This window comes from Priestia sp. HNGD-A6, assembly GCF_045784335.1.
GTDB classification, from domain to species: domain Bacteria; phylum Bacillota; class Bacilli; order Bacillales; family Bacillaceae_H; genus Priestia; species Priestia zanthoxyli.
Window position 1 is genome coordinate 2,737,501 of sequence record NZ_CP138621.1, and the last position, 17,500, is coordinate 2,755,000.

Consider the following 17,500-nt stretch of genomic DNA (forward strand, 5'->3'; position numbering starts at 1 on the left):
TTTACTTGCATAAAAGTCTTCACAAATTCATCATCGTACTCTTTGCGTAGCCAACCTTTTCGTTTAAAAAACATATGCAAGTACCTCGTTATACTTCTCTTCTACCTTCTAGGGCTTTAGATAATGTTACTTCGTCCGCGTACTCAAGGTCTCCTCCGACGGGTAACCCATGAGCAATTCTAGTAATTTTAATTCCTGTCGGCTTTAAGAGCCTAGAGATATACATAGCCGTAGCTTCGCCCTCTATATTCGGGTTAGTAGCTAAAATCACTTCTTGAATCTCATCATCTTGAAGTCTTTTTAATAACTCTGGTACTTTGATATCTTCAGGCCCTATTCCTTCCATAGGTGAAATTGCGCCATGCAGGACATGATACAAGCCATTATATTCTTTCATTTTCTCCATTGCAATGACATCTTTAGGGTCTTGCACGACACATACCACACTGCGCTCTCTACGCTGATCTTGACAAATGTAGCAAGGATCTTGATCTGTGATATGCCCACAAACTGAACAATAGGTTAAATTTCGCTTCGCATTAACTAATGCTTTTGCAAAATCTAATACCGTATCTTCTTTCATAGATAAAACAAAGAACGCTAAGCGAACAGCTGTTTTTGGACCAATGCCGGGTAACTTCATAAAACTATCTATAAGCTTTGATATTGGTTCTGGATAATGCACGTGGCAACCACCTTATTAAAGTCCTGGAATATTTAAACCTTTTGTAAATTGACCCATTGTGTTATTTGTTAAATCGTCCATTTGTTTTAATGCGTCATTTGTTGCTGCTAGTACTAAATCTTGTAGCATTTCAATATCTTCAGGATCTACTACATCCTCTTTAATATTTACATCAATTACTTGTTTCTGACCGTTAACCACAACTGTTACCATTCCACCGCCAGCTGTACCTTCAACAGTTTTTTCAGCTAACTCTTCCTGCGCTTTTTGCATATCTTTTTGCATTTTTTGCATTTGTTTCATCATTTTTTGCATATTGCCCATGCCTTTCATCATATGAACATTCCTCCTAAATTTACTCTTGAATTTCGATTAAGTCTTCTCCAAATAGCTTTTTCGCTTCTGCAACCACGGGGTCTTCCTCCTGTGGTTGACCTGATGACCCATCACTTTGCTGTCCTTGAAGAAACTCTTCTCTTACTTTATCCCATTCACTTTCTGGAATTGCAACCATTTCACGCTTGCTGCCAATTAAAGTATATAAGATATTCTCTAAATTATCACGTACATTGTTGTTATTTTCAGAAGCCATTTTGCAATGAATTTCATATTTGAATTTAAGTATAAATGATTGATCTGAAGACGCAACCGGTTCACTGTTAGATAACAACGCTGCATGTGAAGCTTTATTTTGTTGTTTCAATGTGTCTAATACCTGCGCCCAAGATCGCTTAATGGTTTCTAAATTCTGCCGAGTGGCATTTTTTAAAACTTCATTTACCTTTCCAACAGGCGTTTTGTACTGACTTCTTGACTGTCTTGTCTGTTTTTTCTCTGTTTGCGCTGCCTGAGCTGTATGATCAACTTGAATGCCTTTTTCTTTTAGCTGCTGCAGTTCTGCTTCCATTTGATTCATTTTTTGCAAAATGTCTTGATATGGAAGAGCACCCTCTTGATTTGTAGAACTTTGAGCTAATTTTACTAAAGCTACTTCAAGTAGCACTCGAGGATGATTGCTCCATTTCATCTCTTGCTGAGTTTGGTTCAATTCAGCAATGACTTTATAAATAAAGGCACTATCCATTTTTGAACTAAGTTCTTTAAACTCTTCGTTAACCGCTGCTTTTTCAAGTAAATATGCATTTTCTTCTGAAGCTTGATAAAGCAGAACATCACGATAATAGAAGATGAGGTCCTCTACAAACCTCGCTGGATCTTTTCCGTTTTTGATCAAACTTTCAACAGAATCTAGCGCTTCTACAATGTTTTCGTTAAAGATAGCTTGGACGATCTTCACAATAAAAGACTGTGATACTGCTCCTGTTATGGATAGAACATCCTCTAAGCTCACCTTCTCCGTACTATACGAGATGGCTTGGTCTAAAAGACTAAGTGCATCACGCATGCCTCCTTCTGAAGCTTTCGCAATTTCGTAAAGAGCATCCTCGCTTACTTCTAGCTCTTCAGAACCTAATACTTCCTTCATTCGATATACGATATCTTCTGGCGAAATGCGTTTGAAATCAAAGCGCTGACATCTGGAGATAATCGTTAATGGAATTTTATGGGGCTCTGTTGTAGCTAAAATAAAGATGACATGTGCAGGAGGTTCTTCTAACGTTTTTAACAAAGCGTTAAAAGCTCCAATTGAAAGCATATGAACTTCATCAATAATGTACACTTTGTATCGAACAGCACTAGGTGCATATTTTACTTTATCACGGATATCTCGAATTTCATCGACTCCATTATTAGAGGCTGCATCAATTTCAATTACATCAGAAATGGAACCATCCGTAATTCCCCGACAAGTTGCACATTCATTACAAGGTTCAGCAATGGGTGCTTTTTCACAGTTAACGGCTTTCGCTAAAATTTTAGCAGCTGTTGTCTTCCCTGTCCCTCGAGGCCCAGAAAATAAATACGCATGCGAAAATTTTTCTTGGACAAGGGCATTTTGAAGTGTTTTGATAATATGTTGCTGACCGACTACGTCGTTAAAGCTTTGAGGACGGTATACACGGTACAGAGCCTGATATGCCACTACATCCTCTCCTTTTAATATAATTCATTAGTTCTCATTATAGCGTATTATGAGGTTTTTTTTCAAAATAGTAAGAGATAAAATAAAAAGCCTACTCTCACAGAGTAGACTAAACTTATGTATATAACTGCCGTGCACCTTCCGTCGATTAGCCACCCCAGGCGTTACTTAAGCAGTTAGCTCGGTTCAGGCGACCCCATGGCACATGAGAGGTTCTGCTTACTGCTGCTTCCTTCCGGACCTGACAGGGTTCACAGATTCCCATTGCATAGGACCCAAACGTCAACACCACTTACTTAAGGCAGGCCCTAAGATGAGCTAACCTCAAGAAGGAATTCGGCCTCGCTAGAGCGGATTGCGAGTACAGGGCACCGCTACCTCCCCGCTTAGCACGGCAAAGTTGAAACCAATAGTTTGGGCATCAAGTTGATGCATTTACAAGTATACGTCTTTTCATTCAAAAATGCAACCGCTATAGAAAACTTACTTTTTTAGCGCTATTTTCCAGCCTTTTTTCGTTGACGTAACTCACGAAAAAAAGTCGTTAAGAGGCTCCCGCATTCTTCTTCTAGCATACCTCCTACTACTTCTGCTTGATGATTAAACTTTTCAAACTCTAATAAATTTAACAATGTTCCAGCGCAGCCACCTTTAGGATCATAAGCGCCAAACACAACTCTTTTCACTCTTGATAATACAATAGCACCTGCACACATCGGACATGGTTCTAAGGTGACATATAACGTAGCGTCTTCCAACCTCCATGTTCCTAGTTTCTTACATGCTTCATCAATGGCTAAAAGTTCCGCATGAGCAACTGATCGCTGTTCTGTTTCTCGTAAGTTATAAGCTGCAGCAATCACCTCATCATTTTGAACAATAACTGCTCCAATAGGAACCTCTAATTTATCTTTAGCTTTTAATGCTTCATCAATTGCCAACCTCATATACTTTTCATCATTTAACACTTTTTATCCAACCTTACATATTATATTTTTTCTGAGTCAAACTATTTACTATGTACATCAGGAAAAGGAGAGACCTTGTGTGAAGAATGCTAAAACTGCTTTAATTATTATTGATATGCTAAACGATTTTCAATTCAAAAACGGCAAAGTACTTGCTGAAAAATCTTTAATAATCGCTCAAAATATTGCCGAATTAAAACAATATGCCTCGTCTCAACATATCCCTATTATTTACGTCAATGACCACTATAAGCTGTGGCAAGCAAACTTAGAAACCATTTTAACACACTGCACAAATGAGGTAAGTTCACCCATTCTACATCACATTTCACCACAAAACGCTGATTACTTTTTAATTAAACCAAAGCATTCTATTTTCTATGGAACAGCTTTAAATATTTTGCTATCACAGCTCGATGTGCATACACTTATTTTAACAGGAATTGCGGGAAATATATGCGTGCTTTTTTCAGCCAACGATGCTTATATGCGTGAGTATAATTTAATTGTGCCTGAAGATTGTATTGCTTCAAACGCAGATGAAGACAATACCTTTGCTTTAAGAATGATGCATAACGTATTAAATGCTCGTATTTGCAAACATACTGAGTTGATGAATTAAGTAAAAAGCCTTCTCATATGATGGAAGTAAGTCATATGAAATGGAGGCTTTTTATTATGCAAATTTACACTGTTAAAGCAGGTGACAGTATATATAGTATTGCAAAACAGTTCCGGATTGACGCAGGAAAGATTATAAGAGCAAATGAATTACCTAATCCAAATCAACTCGTCATCGGGCAATCTATGGTTATTCCCATCAACGGTACTTACTACACAGTAAAAGCTGGGGACACTATATGGAAAATAGGACGAAAATTAGGCGTTAGCTATCAGGCTATTGCCAATGCGAACAATGTTTCAGTTACAGCACCCTTAACACCTGGCCGCCGCATCTTAATTCCCCCTTCCCCAAACAAAAGAAACGGTGAGTTTTTAGGGTATGTTGAAACAAGCAATCGAAAAATCACCCCTCAAACAGAGAAAATGATTAATCAAAATGCAAAATACCTTACTTATCTCGGACCAGCGAACTTCGAAGTGCAAAAAGACGGTTCTCTAAAGGCACCTCCACTTAACAATTTAGGTTCTATTGCTAAAGAAAATGACGTCATCTTCTTAATGGTATTGGCTAATATTGAAAACGGTGCATTCAGTGATGAAGTCGGCCGAGCAATTTTAACTAATAAAGACGTTCAAGATACGCTCTTAAATAATATTGTAAAAACAGCGAAAGAACAAAATTTCAGAGACATTCACTTTGACTTCGAATTTTTGCGTCCGGCAGATAAAGAAGCCTATATTGCATTCTTACAGAAAGCAAAAAAGCGTCTTCAAGATGAGCAACTTCTCATGTCTGTGGCTTTAGCTCCGAAGACAAGTCGAGATCAAAAAGGCAAATGGTATGAAGCACATGATTATAAAGCCATTGGAGAGATTGCTAACTTCGTTGTTCCAATGACATATGAATGGGGATATAGCGGTGGGCCTCCTATGGCCGTCTCTCCTATTGGTCCCGTACGTGATGTTTTAGAATATGCAGTATCTGAAATACCTAGTTCAAAAATTATCATGGGCCAAAACCTATACGGTTACGATTGGACACTGCCTTACAAACCAGGAGGAGAATACGCCAAAGCCATTAGTCCTCAAAGAGCTATTGAGTTGGCAGCTCGTTATAAAGTAGCTATTCAATACGACAATAAAGCACAAGCTCCTTTCTTCCGGTATAAAGATGAACAGCAGCGCACTCACGAAGTATGGTTTGAAGACGCTAGGTCTATTCAGGCCAAGTTTGATTTAATCAAAGAATTAAAACTTAGAGGAATGGCCTACTGGAAACTAGGCTTAGATTTCCCACAAAACTGGCTCTTGATTGAAGACAACTTCAAAATTACAAAAAGAGTGACACAGCCGTAAATAGGGAAAGCTTACTGTTAACAGTAGGCTTTTTGTTATTCTTCTTACTGAAAGAAATTTCTTTTCCCCTTATTCTCCTTCTCTATGTTAAAATATTTTTTGTCTGTTTTTTTTGAACGAGTGGTCATGAAGGAGGCAAATGAATGCAAGGCACACCTTTTATTTCAGTAGAAGGACCCATCGGTGTCGGAAAAACCTCTCTAGCTAAAGAGATTGCACAAGCATTTCAGTTCGAAATTTTAAAAGAAATCGTAGATGAAAATCCATTTCTCGGGAAATTTTATGAGAATATCGACGAGTGGAGTTTTCAAACCGAAATGTTTTTTCTATGTAATCGATATAAGCAGTTAGAGGATATTCAAAAAGGGTTCTTATCTTATAAAAAACCTGTTGTAGCAGATTATCATATTATGAAAAACATGATTTTCGCTGAGCAAACGTTAAAAGATGAACAGTATAAAAAATATGTACAAATCTTCCACATCTTAACGGCTGATATGCCGGCTCCGAACATTATTATTTATTTAAATGCCAGTTTAGATACCTTGCTAAAGCGTATTAAAATGCGTGGAAGAGAAATTGAACGAAACATCGATCCTCACTACCTTGCGAGACTAAGTGATGATTATGAAAAAGCTATGACGGCATTTGAACAAAAGAACCCTGACGTAACCATTTTACGTTATAACGGTGATGAAATAGATTTTGTACAAAATAAACAACACTTAAATAGAATCTTATCAGAGGTTCAAGAGAGTATGTTGAAAAGGAGTATATAATGGTAAACTTACGATCGAAATACAACATTCCTAATGATGCTGTGTTGACGATAGCGGGTACAGTTGGAGTTGGGAAATCTACGATGACTCAATCATTGGCTGATGCTCTCCAATTTCGCACATCGTTTGAAAAAGTAGATTCCAACCCTTACCTGGACAAATTTTATGGGGATTTTGAACGCTGGAGCTTTCACCTACAGGTATATTTTTTAGCGGAACGCTTTAAAGAACAAAAGAAGATTTTCGAGTATGGCGGCGGCTTTATCCAAGACAGATCCATTTACGAAGATACCGGTATCTTTGCTAAGATGCATTTTGAAAAGGGAACAATGTCTAAAGTAGACTATGAGACATATACAAGCTTGTTCGATGCAATGGTTATGACTCCATACTTCCCTCATCCGGATCTGCTCATTTATTTGGAAGGCAGCTTCGAAGATATTGTAGATCGCATTCAAGAAAGAGGGCGACCAATGGAACAACAAACGCCTCTTGATTATTGGAAAGAGATGCACGCCCGATATGAAGAATGGATTAATAACTTTACGGCTTGTCCTATTCTCCGTTTAGATATTAGAGAATACGACCTTCTCAAGGATCCTGATTCAATTGAATCAATTGTTGAAAAAGTGGCTCGCTTTTTACAACATAATGAAAAGTTAAAACGTCGTCAGCTATAAAAAAATGCCGCTTTAATAAATAAAGCGGCATTTTCAACAAATAAAAAACCGTTACTTATAAGTAACGGTTTTCCAATCTCCAATTTATCGCGCTATGTTAATTGCATTATAAGTCAAATATGGCGGAGGAAGAGGGATTCGAACCCCCGCGGGCTTTAACACCCCTGTCGGTTTTCAAGACCGATCCCTTCAGCCGGACTTGGGTATTCCTCCGTATCGACAAGTATTAATTTATCATATAAAAATAATGAAGTCAACTCTTTTATTAATTTTTTTAAAAAAGATGTTCATTAAAAATTAATTTAATGAACATCTTCTACTTTTATTTAGAAATAACTTCTTTATTTCCCATATATGGACGCAGCACTTCTGGAATTTGAATTGATCCATCTTCCTGCTGGTAGTTTTCTAAAATTGCAGCTACCGTACGGCCAATTGCTAAGCCAGAACCATTTAGTGTATGAACATGTTCTGGTTTTGCTTTTGTATCACGGCGGAAGCGAATATTAGCACGGCGAGCTTGGAAGCTTTCAAAGTTTGAACAAGAAGAAATTTCACGATACGTTTCATAACTTGGAATCCAAACTTCAATATCATACTTTTTGGCTGCTGTGAAACCTAAGTCAGCTGTACACATGCTTAGAACTCGGTAAGGTAAACCTAATAGTTGAAGAACCTTTTCAGCATGGCCCGTTAATTTTTCTAATTCATCATAAGAATCTTCTGGCTTAACAAAGCGAACAAGTTCTACTTTATTAAACTGATGCTGGCGAATAAGCCCACGTGTATCTCTTCCTGCAGAGCCTGCTTCTGAGCGGAAGCAAGCACTATACGCTGTATAAGCAATTGGAAGCTGATCTCCGCTTAAAATTTCATCACGATGTAAATTTGTAACTGGTACTTCAGCTGTAGGAATTAAGAAATAATCTTCTTCTTTAATTTTAAATGCATCTTCTTCAAATTTAGGAAGCTGCCCTGTTCCTGTCATACTTGTACGATTCACCATATATGGAGGAAGGATTTCTTCATAACCATGCTCATCCATATGTAAATCCATCATAAAGTTAATAAGAGCACGTTCTAATCTTGCACCTAACCCTTTATAAAATACAAAGCGGCTTCCCGTTACTTTCGAAGCTCTTTCAAAATCTAAAATATTTAAATCTGTTCCTAAATCCCAATGCGGTTTTGGTTCAAAATCAAATTGTTTAATTTCTCCCCATTTGCGAACTTCTACGTTATCATCTTCAGTTTCACCTACAGGCGTACTTTCATGTGGAACGTTAGGAATTGAAAGCAGCAATAGCTCTAACTCTTCTTCAACGCTGCGAAGCTCTTCATCCAATTGCTTTACGCGGTCTCCTACTTCACGCATTTCGACGATTAAATGATCAGCATCTTGTTTTTCACGTTTCAATTGTGCAATTTGCTGTGATACTTCATTTCGCTTGCTTTTTAACTCTTCTGTTTGAGCAATTAGCTCACGGCGTTTTGCATCTAACTCTTCAAAGCGACCTAAGTCCGTTAAGTCCTCACCACGAAACTTGAGCTTTTCTTTTACTTCATTAAAATTAGCACGTAAAAATTTTAAATCTAACATACTGAGTACCTCCTTTAGTATAAAAGGGCAAAATAAAAACTCTCATCCCTGTGAAAGGGACGAGAGTTTACCCGCGTTGCCACCCTAATTGAAAGCTAAAATAAGCCTTCCTCTTAAACCAGATAACGGATGAACCGAAACTGCCTACTACTTTTTCGACAGCTTGCTCCAGGACGGATTCATAAGAATTGATTATCGATTCACACCAGCCATCGACTCTCTTGAAATCAAAAATCTTATTACTATTTCCTATCAACGCTTTATACCAATATCATTTTTATTAATCATAATGTACTACAAGTCTTTACAAGATGCAATTCATTTATACAGGTTTTTTCGAAGCTTCTTCAACCATTGCTACAAAATACTGAGCCATGCGAGCATCATCTGTTAATTCTGGATGAAACGAACATCCTAAGAATTGACCTTGTCTTGCTGCAACAATTCGGTCGTTATGCATTGCCAAGACTTCAACGTTTTCTCCTACTTCTACAATATGCGGAGCACGGATAAATACGCCTATAAAATCTTCACCAATATCTTTAATATTTAGAGCAGCTTCAAAGCTATCTCGTTGGCGCCCAAATGAATTTCGAGCTACCGTAATATCCATAACACCTAAATGGGGCTCTTCACGGTCAACAACTTGTCCTGCAAGTAAAATTAAACCCGCACACGTACCAAACACCGGTTTACCTGCTTGTGCAAACTGGCGAAGAGGTTCCATAAAGCCATACTTGTCAATTAGACGACGCATCGCTGTGCTTTCGCCGCCCGGTAGGATTAAACCATCTATTTCGTCTAGCTGTTCAACTTTTTTAATGATAATGGCTTCAGCGCCTGCTGCTTCTAATGCTTGTGCATGCTCGCGAAAGGCACCTTGTAATCCTAACACGCCTACTTTTACCATTTTGTCAAAACTCCCTTTAAATTACCATCCACGCTCTTGCATGCGGTTTTCTGGTAATAATGATGAAATTTCAATCCCTTTCATTGCGCTTCCTAATCCTTTTGACAAGTTTGCAATGAGTTCATAATCTTGATAATGCGTTGTTGCCTCAACGATTGCTCGAGCAAATTTTTCAGGGTTGTCGGATTTAAAGATTCCTGAGCCAACGAACACACCGTCTGCTCCAAGCTGCATCATTAACGCTGCGTCTGCTGGTGTTGCTACACCGCCCGCTGCAAAGTTTACAACCGGTAGGCGGCCTTCACGTTTAATTTGCAGTAATAACTCATAAGGCGCGCCTAATAGTTTTGCCTCTGTCATTAACTCATCTTCGTCCATGCCCACAACTTTACGTACTTGAGCGTTTACTTGGCGCATATGACGCACTGCTTCCACGATGTTTCCTGTCCCTGGTTCGCCTTTTGTACGAAGCATTGCAGCTCCTTCAGCAATACGGCGGGATGCTTCACCAAGATCACGACAACCGCACACAAATGGAACCGTAAATGTATTTTTATTTAAATGAAACTCCTCATCAGCTGGAGTCAACACTTCACTTTCATCGATGTAGTCTACACCCATCGCTTCTAGCACGCGTGCTTCAACAATATGGCCAATACGAGCTTTTGCCATAACTGGAATGGACACAGCATTCATCACTTCTTCAACAATTGTTGGGTCTGCCATACGAGACACGCCGCCTGCTGCACGGATATCAGCTGGAACACGCTCTAATGCCATAACGGCAACAGCGCCTGCTGCTTCTGCAATTTTTGCTTGCTCTGCGTTGATCACGTCCATGATAACGCCACCTTTTTGCATTTCCGCCATTCCTCGTTTTACACGATCAGTACCTGTAATGTTATTCATGTTTGTCTTCCTCCTGTATCAAGTGTTTCACAATAATTTTTAGTGTATATACAAAATTCAAAACTTAGTGTCTATTTTACCGTATTTTTCGGAAAATTCCTATCTAATTTATAGATTATATACAAACAAATCTAAAAATAAAAAAAAGAGATACTCCCTTGTAGTATCTCTTCTTTCTCTTGAGTTATCATTAAAACCAGTTATTCACTGTATTTGCAGCATTCATCCAAATATCGCTGAAGAAGTTACCAATACTGCGAATAGCGAGAGAGAACCATCCAGCTTTTTCAACAGATTCGTTTGTCACGACCGGCGTCATGCTATCTGTAGTTTGGCCTCCTACATAGCCTAGATCTTTAAGATTGCTGTTTGTTGCACTTACATAAGCAACTGTTTCTCCTTTTTTAATAGGAGCAACAACTTTTTGATCGTTCATAACTTTATCGTTTAACTTAAAGTTGATTTTAGTATGATCTTTTTGACCTTTTTCGGTAATAATTTTTACCGAATTCTTTGGAGAAACGGAAGCTTCTTTTGATTTTCCTTTAGCAACATCAATTGTTTCATGCCCTTTAATCTCGCCGTTAGCAGGCACTACTTCTTTTAACTGAAAATGACTAAAAGCATAATCCAATATCTTTTTCGTTTGAGAAAAACGAGCAGCTTCTGTAGACTTACCGTTTTCCTTGGCATTCATTACAACTGTTATGTATCTTACCCCGTTACGCTCTGCAGTTCCAGTGAAACATTGACCTGCAAAATCTGTATGACCAGTTTTTAAGCCGTCTACGCCGCTGTATGCAGCTGAAAAACCAGGGAGCATCTTATTCCAATTGTTCATTTTTGTTTCGCCTTGTTGCCCTTGTCTAAACATCTTGGAAGGAGTTTTGGCTACTTCCAAAGATTCTGGATAATCATGAATCAAGTGATAAGCAAGAGTAGCAACTGCCCGAGCAGATAGGAGGTTCTCATCTTCTTCCTTTGTTCCTTTTGGATACATCCCTTTTAACAAGGAATTAGAAAGACCTGTAGAATTGACAAATTTTGATTCACCCATATTTAATTTTTTTGCTGTTTCATTCATTAACTTAATGAAACCTTCTTCAGAACCACTGACAGCTTCAGCTAAAGCAATGGCTGCTCCATTAGCTGAATAAATAGCCATGGCATCATATAATTCTTTTACCGTATATTTTTGGTTTTCGATTAATGGTACATTTGATAATCCATAATCCTGAGAAATTTTAGCTGCATATTTACTAACTGGCACACGTTGATCCCAAGATAATTTCTTATCTTTTATGGATTCTAATACTAGGTATTCCGTCATCATTTTTGTCATGCTTGCAATACCTAATAAAGCATCCGTATTTTTCCCGTATAGCACTTTCCCCGTACTTGCCTCTACTAAAATGGCTGCGTCTGCTTCAACGCCAATATCATCTGTCTTAGAAGCAGCTGATGCTTGTGTAGAGACAAAAAATACGCTGGCCATTAACATAACAGCAATGACACAAATTAATTGTTTCTGTACTGCGTTTCTCACTCTATACCCTCCAAACGTAAACTCACATAAATGTAATTTTATCATACTAAAATTTAAAAAAATAGATAAAGAAGTACTGTTACATTCATGATTAATGACATAAAAAACACGTTTCCCTATTAAGGAAACGTGTTTTTTACACATTCATGATTATCTCATAGAATAGTTAGGAGATTCTTTTGTAATTTGTACATCATGTGGGTGACTTTCTCTTAAGCCTGCTCCAGTCATACGGATGAATTGTGCCTGTTCACGTAACGCTTCTAAGTTAGCTGAACCACAGTAACCCATTCCTGCACGTAAACCACCAATCATTTGATATAAAGTATCTGCTACAGGTCCTTTGTAAGGCAAACGGCCTTCGATACCTTCTGGAACTAATTTTTTATTATCTTCTTGGAAGTATCGATCTTTACTTCCTTTTTCCATAGCTCCCACAGAGCCCATTCCACGATACACTTTAAAGCGTCTTCCTTGGTAGATTTCTGTTTCGCCAGGGCTTTCTGTCGTTCCTGCTAGAAGGCTTCCTAGCATTACTGTATGTCCACCAGCTGCAAGTGCTTTTACGATATCTCCAGAGTACTTAATACCGCCATCTGCAATAATAGCTACCCCGTGCTTACGAGCTTCAGTTGCACAGTCATATACTGCCGTAATTTGTGGAACGCCTACACCAGCGACAACACGAGTTGTACAAATTGAACCAGGTCCAATTCCTACTTTTACTACGTTTGCTCCGGCTTCAATTAATGCTTTTGTACCTTCAGCCGTTGCTACGTTACCAGCAATAATATTTAATTCTGGATATGCCTCGCGAATGCTGCGCACTGTATCTAAAACGCCTTGTGAATGTCCATGCGCTGTATCAATAACGATAACATCAACGCCAGCTTGTACTAATTTTTCGATACGAACATTTGAATCAGCTGTTACGCCAACAGCTGCTCCAACTAATAATCGACCTTGTTGATCTTTAGCTGCATTTGGAAACTCAATTACTTTTTCAATGTCTTTAATTGTGATAAGGCCTTTTAATACGCCATTGTCATCTACAAGAGGTAACTTTTCAATTTTGTATTGCTGTAGAATTTTCTCTGCTTCTTCTAAAGTCGTTCCTACTGGAGCAGTAACTAATTCTTCTTTTGTCATTACATCAGCAATTTGCATTGAATAATCTTGGATGAAACGCAAGTCACGGTTTGTAAGGATTCCAACTAGTTTTTGTTCTTCTTCGTTGTTGACAATCGGCACACCTGAGATACGATATTTGCCCATTAAGTGTTCAGCAGCAAATACTTGGTTTTCAGGAGTTAAAAAGAAAGGATCCGTGATAACACCACTTTCAGAACGTTTTACTTTATCAACTTGTTCTGCTTGCTGTTCAATCGACATGTTTTTGTGAATGATACCCAAACCACCTTGTCTAGCCATCGCAATAGCCATTTCAGCTTCTGTAACTGTATCCATTCCTGCACTGATGAACGGCACCTTTAATTTTAATGTTTTTGTTAGTTCAACACTCATATCAACGTCTTTAGGTAGTACCTCAGATTTTGCTGGCACCAGTAAAACGTCATCAAATGTTAAGCCTTCTTTAGAAAATTTGCTTTCCCACATTATAGAATCCTCCTTTAAACGACAGAATATTATTAGTAGATTAACAAGCAGATATGTACCTGTCAATAACTTCACTAGATATCAGATAATTCTAATAAAAAGAAAAGGTGATTTAGTTGCATAAATTTAATGATGTTTGGACGTCCTACAATTTATTTTTCTCCGTTCCTTTTGTACAAGATTTTTTAAAAAAGCGCTATCAAAAATTGAATTATAGCGATGCAGAGCAACATAGTTTTAAAAACAGTTACCCATTTATTTATTATTTGGAACACAGTAAAAATTATTATCAAGTTGCGGCACAATCTCCTGTATCAGTTCAACCCGTTTTATTATTTTATGGAATGTCACAGCTGTTAAAAGCTTGTTTGTTAACACAAAACCCCGTATATCCCGAAAATACGGCGGTGTTAGCACATGGAGTATCAACACGAAAAAGAAAAAAACAAAGTTATGATTTTTTAGATGATGAAGTTAAGATTCAAAAAAGCGGTTTATTTTCACAAGTAGGAGAAGAATTGTTTCATGTGAAACAACTAGAAGGTAGTAAATATACAATGAATTATCTGTTGTCTTGTGTACCTGAATTAGATACATTATTTTTAAATTTGGGCACGAGGCCATCTTCCCATTTAACAACTATTGGATCGCTTCCAGCTACCTCTTTGCCTATTCCTGAACAAGTTACACGGTGTTATCATATGAATCACGAAAGACTCTATTCTTTTTTAAAAGAGCGTTCCCGTCTATCATTGTCTTTGGCAGAAGATCAGGTATGTATTCTTGATCCTTCAAGCTGTTTATATAATTGTTCACCTTTTATGTACAATTTCCAAGCTAACACGCTGCATGCACCGTTGGAAAAAGATAGCTGCTTATATTTCCCTGAGATGTTGGCACATTACTTATTACTTTATAATTTAAGTATGATTTCACGTTATGAAACAGAGTGGTGGTATGAATTATTGCATACATACTCTTCGAAAGATTATCCATTTATCTTGAGGTTCCTTGAGGTTACAGCTCAAAAGATTCCTTACTTAATTTCTTGTTACTTAAATGAACACACAAAAAAAGACTAGCTAAAATAGCTAGTCTTTTTTCAAGTGCCTGGCAACGTCCTACTCTCACAGGGACAAAGTCCCAACTACCATTGGCGCTAAAGAGCTTAACTTCCGTGTTCGGTATGGGAACGGGTGTGACCTCTTCGCTATCGCCACCAGACAAGAGATTGCTCTCTCAAAACTAGATAACAGGTTGCTGAGTAAAGCTTACGCTTTTAAAAGTTTGGTTAAGTCCTCGATCGATTAGTATCAGTCAGCTACACATGTCGCCACGCTTCCACCTCTGACCTATCAACCTGATCATCTTTCAGGGATCTTACTAGCTTGCGCTATGGGAAATCTCATCTTGAGGGGGGCTTCATGCTTAGATGCTTTCAGCACTTATCCCGTCCACACATAGCTACCCAGCGATGCCTTTGGCAAGACAACTGGTACACCAGCGGTGTGTCCATCCCGGTCCTCTCGTACTAAGGACAGCTCCTCTCAAATTTCCTACGCCCACGACGGATAGGGACCGAACTGTCTCACGACGTTCTGAACCCAGCTCGCGTACCGCTTTAATGGGCGAACAGCCCAACCCTTGGGACCGACTACAGCCCCAGGATGCGATGAGCCGACATCGAGGTGCCAAACCTCCCCGTCGATGTGGACTCTTGGGGGAGATAAGCCTGTTATCCCCGGGGTAGCTTTTATCCGTTGAGCGATGGCCCTTCCATGCGGAACCACCGGATCACTAAGCCCGACTTTCGTCCCTGCTCGACTTGTAGGTCTCGCAGTCAAGCTCCCTTGTGCCTTTACACTCTACGAATGATTTCCAACCATTCTGAGGGAACCTTTGGGCGCCTCCGTTACATTTTAGGAGGCGACCGCCCCAGTCAAACTGCCCACCTGACACTGTCTCCCGGCCCGATCAGGGCCGCGGGTTAGAATTTCAATACAGCCAGGGTAGTATCCCACCGACGCCTCCACCGAAGCTAGCGCTCCGGCTTCTCAGGCTCCTACCTATCCTGTACAAGCTGTACCAAAATTCAATATCAGGCTACAGTAAAGCTCCACGGGGTCTTTCCGTCCTGTCGCGGGTAACCTGCATCTTCACAGGTACTATAATTTCACCGAGTCTCTCGTTGAGACAGTGCCCAGATCGTTACGCCTTTCGTGCGGGTCGGAACTTACCCGACAAGGAATTTCGCTACCTTAGGACCGTTATAGTTACGGCCGCCGTTTACTGGGGCTTCGATTCAGAGCTTCTCCCAAAGGATAACCCCTCCTCTTAACCTTCCAGCACCGGGCAGGCGTCAGCCCCTATACTTCGCCTTGCGGCTTCGCAGAGACCTGTGTTTTTGCTAAACAGTCGCCTGGGCCTATTCACTGCGGCTCTCTCGGGCTATACACCCTACCAGAGCACCCCTTCTCCCGAAGTTACGGGGTCATTTTGCCGAGTTCCTTAACGAGAGTTCTCTCGATCACCTTAGGATTCTCTCCTCGCCTACCTGTGTCGGTTTGCGGTACGGGCACCTCCCGCCTCGCTAGAGGCTTTTCTTGGCAGTGTGGAATCAGGAACTTCGGTACTATAATTCCCTCGTCATCACAGCTCAGCCTTTATGATGAGCGGATTTGCCTACTCATCAGCCTAACTGCTTGAACGCGCATATCCAGCAGCGCGCTTACCCTATCCTACTGCGTCCCCCCATTACTCAAACGGCGGGGAGGTGGTACAGGAATATCAACCTGTTGGCCATCGCCTACGCTTTTCAGCCTCGGCTTAGGTCCCGACTAACCCTGAGCGGACGAGCCTTCCTCAGGAAACCTTAGGCATTCGGTGGACAAGATTCTCACTTGTCTTTCGCTACTCATACCGGCATTCTCACTTCTAAGCGCTCCACCAGTCCTTACGGTCTGACTTCACAGCACTTAGAACGCTCTCCTACCACTGACATCAAAGATGTCAATCCACAGCTTCGGTGATACGTTTAGCCCCGGTACATTTTCGGCGCAGAGTCACTCGACCAGTGAGCTATTACGCACTCTTTAAATGGTGGCTGCTTCTAAGCCAACATCCTGGTTGTCTAAGCAACTCCACATCCTTTTCCACTTAACGTATACTTGGGGACCTTAGCTGGTGGTCTGGGCTGTTTCCCTTTTGACTACGGATCTTATCACTCGCAGTCTGACTCCCATGGATAAGTCTTTGGCATTCGGAGTTTGACTGAATTCGGTAACCCGTTGGGGGCCCCTAGTCCAATCAGTGCTCTACCTCCAAGACTCTCACAACATGAGGCTAGCCCTAAAGCTATTTCGGAGAGAACCAGCTATCTCCAGGTTCGATTGGAATTTCTCCGCTACCCACACCTCATCCCCGCACTTTTCAACGTGCGTGGGTTCGGGCCTCCATTCAGTGTTACCTGAACTTCACCCTGGACATGGGTAGATCACCTGGTTTCGGGTCTACAACCACATACTAAACGCCCTATTCAGACTCGCTTTCGCTACGGCTCCGCCTTATCAGCTTAACCTTGCATGGGATCGTAACTCGCCGGTTCATTCTACAAAAGGCACGCCATCACCCGTTAACGGGCTCTGACTACTTGTAGGCACACGGTTTCAGGATCTCTTTCACTCCCCTTCCGGGGTGCTTTTCACCTTTCCCTCACGGTACTGGTTCACTATCGGTCACTAGGTAGTATTTAGCCTTGGGAGATGGTCCTCCCAGCTTCCGAC

General features: G+C 40.1%; 15 protein-coding genes, 1 tRNA gene, 2 rRNA genes, 1 other RNA gene and 1 other annotated feature (2 of these 20 running past the window's edge). Of the genes, 5 read left to right on the plus strand and 14 right to left on the minus strand.

The window, feature by feature from the left end:
* The 6 genes from SCI76_RS13935 to tadA all read right to left on the minus strand — a co-directional run.
* On the minus strand, nt 1-74 hold the 5' end (the start) of the coding sequence (locus SCI76_RS13935) for a YaaL family protein (RefSeq protein WP_013054840.1). Its footprint begins 151 nt before the window's first position; the window shows 74 of its 225 coding nt (coding positions 1-74); the start codon lies at nt 72-74; its stop codon lies beyond the left edge, outside the window.
* 14 nt (nt 75-88) lie between these two features.
* Nucleotides 89-685 carry a recombination mediator RecR gene (recR, locus tag SCI76_RS13940; RefSeq protein ID WP_014461944.1) on the minus strand — a complete coding sequence of 199 codons (597 nt, stop codon included), beginning with the start codon at nt 683-685 and terminating at the stop codon, nt 89-91.
* Nucleotides 686-700: 15 nt separating this feature from the next.
* Complete coding sequence (locus tag SCI76_RS13945; protein ID WP_013081327.1) at nt 701-1,021, minus strand: YbaB/EbfC family nucleoid-associated protein; 321 nt, start codon at nt 1,019-1,021, stop codon at nt 701-703.
* A 19-nt stretch (nt 1,022-1,040) separates the two neighbouring features.
* A complete protein-coding gene (gene dnaX / locus SCI76_RS13950) occupies nt 1,041-2,729 on the minus strand; it encodes a DNA polymerase III subunit gamma/tau (protein ID WP_028412704.1) in 1,689 nt (562 codons plus the stop codon).
* A gap of 130 nt (nt 2,730-2,859) precedes the next feature.
* Nucleotides 2,860-3,124: signal recognition particle sRNA large type (gene ffs, locus SCI76_RS13955), an RNA gene on the minus strand.
* 102 nt (nt 3,125-3,226) lie between these two features.
* Nucleotides 3,227-3,697, minus strand: a complete 471-nt coding sequence (gene tadA / locus SCI76_RS13960; RefSeq protein WP_028412705.1) for a tRNA adenosine(34) deaminase TadA — start codon at nt 3,695-3,697, stop codon at nt 3,227-3,229.
* Nucleotides 3,698-3,776: 79 nt separating this feature from the next.
* Between tadA and SCI76_RS13965 the strand changes: the two genes are divergently transcribed.
* The 4 genes from SCI76_RS13965 (at nt 3,777) to SCI76_RS13980 (ending at nt 7,136) form a co-directional block, all read left to right on the plus strand.
* The gene (locus SCI76_RS13965) at nt 3,777-4,319 is read left to right on the plus strand and encodes an isochorismatase family cysteine hydrolase (protein WP_033580900.1); all 543 of its coding nucleotides are present in this window, start codon (nt 3,777-3,779) and stop codon (nt 4,317-4,319) included.
* 56 nt (nt 4,320-4,375) lie between these two features.
* Nucleotides 4,376-5,677 carry a glycoside hydrolase family 18 protein gene (locus SCI76_RS13970; protein WP_013081323.1) on the plus strand — a complete coding sequence of 434 codons (1,302 nt, stop codon included), beginning with the start codon at nt 4,376-4,378 and terminating at the stop codon, nt 5,675-5,677.
* A gap of 143 nt (nt 5,678-5,820) precedes the next feature.
* Entirely contained in the window at nt 5,821-6,456 is a 636-nt protein-coding gene (locus SCI76_RS13975; RefSeq protein ID WP_028412707.1) for a deoxynucleoside kinase, read from the plus strand.
* Entirely contained in the window at nt 6,456-7,136 is a 681-nt protein-coding gene (locus SCI76_RS13980) for a deoxynucleoside kinase (protein WP_028412708.1), read from the plus strand. Before SCI76_RS13975 ends, SCI76_RS13980 begins: the two co-directional genes overlap by 1 nt.
* Before the next feature lie 120 nt (nt 7,137-7,256).
* On the opposite strand, the gene SCI76_RS13985 is transcribed toward SCI76_RS13980, so the two are convergent.
* From SCI76_RS13985 to guaB, 6 genes are all read right to left on the minus strand, one after another.
* Nucleotides 7,257-7,349 (minus strand) — tRNA-Ser (locus SCI76_RS13985).
* Between the two features lie 109 nt (nt 7,350-7,458).
* Nucleotides 7,459-8,736 carry a serine--tRNA ligase gene (gene serS / locus SCI76_RS13990; protein WP_028412709.1) on the minus strand — a complete coding sequence of 426 codons (1,278 nt, stop codon included), beginning with the start codon at nt 8,734-8,736 and terminating at the stop codon, nt 7,459-7,461.
* Between the two features lie 52 nt (nt 8,737-8,788).
* Nucleotides 8,789-9,001, minus strand: a binding site (T-box leader).
* Nucleotides 9,002-9,058: 57 nt separating this feature from the next.
* Entirely contained in the window at nt 9,059-9,646 is a 588-nt protein-coding gene (gene pdxT, locus SCI76_RS13995; RefSeq protein WP_328180178.1) for a pyridoxal 5'-phosphate synthase glutaminase subunit PdxT, read from the minus strand.
* A 21-nt stretch (nt 9,647-9,667) separates the two neighbouring features.
* Nucleotides 9,668-10,555: a pyridoxal 5'-phosphate synthase lyase subunit PdxS gene (gene pdxS / locus SCI76_RS14000; RefSeq protein WP_013054829.1), complete on the minus strand. Its 888-nt coding sequence runs from the start codon at nt 10,553-10,555 to the stop codon at nt 9,668-9,670.
* A gap of 190 nt (nt 10,556-10,745) precedes the next feature.
* Nucleotides 10,746-12,101, minus strand: coding sequence for a serine hydrolase (locus SCI76_RS14005; protein ID WP_028412711.1), 1,356 nt, complete (start codon nt 12,099-12,101; stop codon nt 10,746-10,748).
* 150 nt (nt 12,102-12,251) lie between these two features.
* On the minus strand, nt 12,252-13,718 hold the full coding sequence (gene guaB / locus SCI76_RS14010) for an IMP dehydrogenase (RefSeq protein ID WP_013054827.1): 1,467 nt from the start codon (nt 13,716-13,718) through the stop codon (nt 12,252-12,254).
* A 116-nt stretch (nt 13,719-13,834) separates the two neighbouring features.
* Here guaB and SCI76_RS14015 point away from each other — a divergent pair, with 116 nt between their 5' ends.
* Entirely contained in the window at nt 13,835-14,800 is a 966-nt protein-coding gene (locus SCI76_RS14015) for a YaaC family protein (protein WP_328180179.1), read from the plus strand.
* Nucleotides 14,801-14,826: 26 nt separating this feature from the next.
* Here SCI76_RS14015 and rrf read toward each other — a convergent pair.
* Nucleotides 14,827-14,942 (minus strand): 5S ribosomal RNA (gene rrf, locus SCI76_RS14020).
* Nucleotides 14,943-15,005: 63 nt separating this feature from the next.
* A 23S ribosomal RNA gene (locus SCI76_RS14025) occupies nt 15,006-17,500 on the minus strand (it continues 441 nt past the right edge of the window).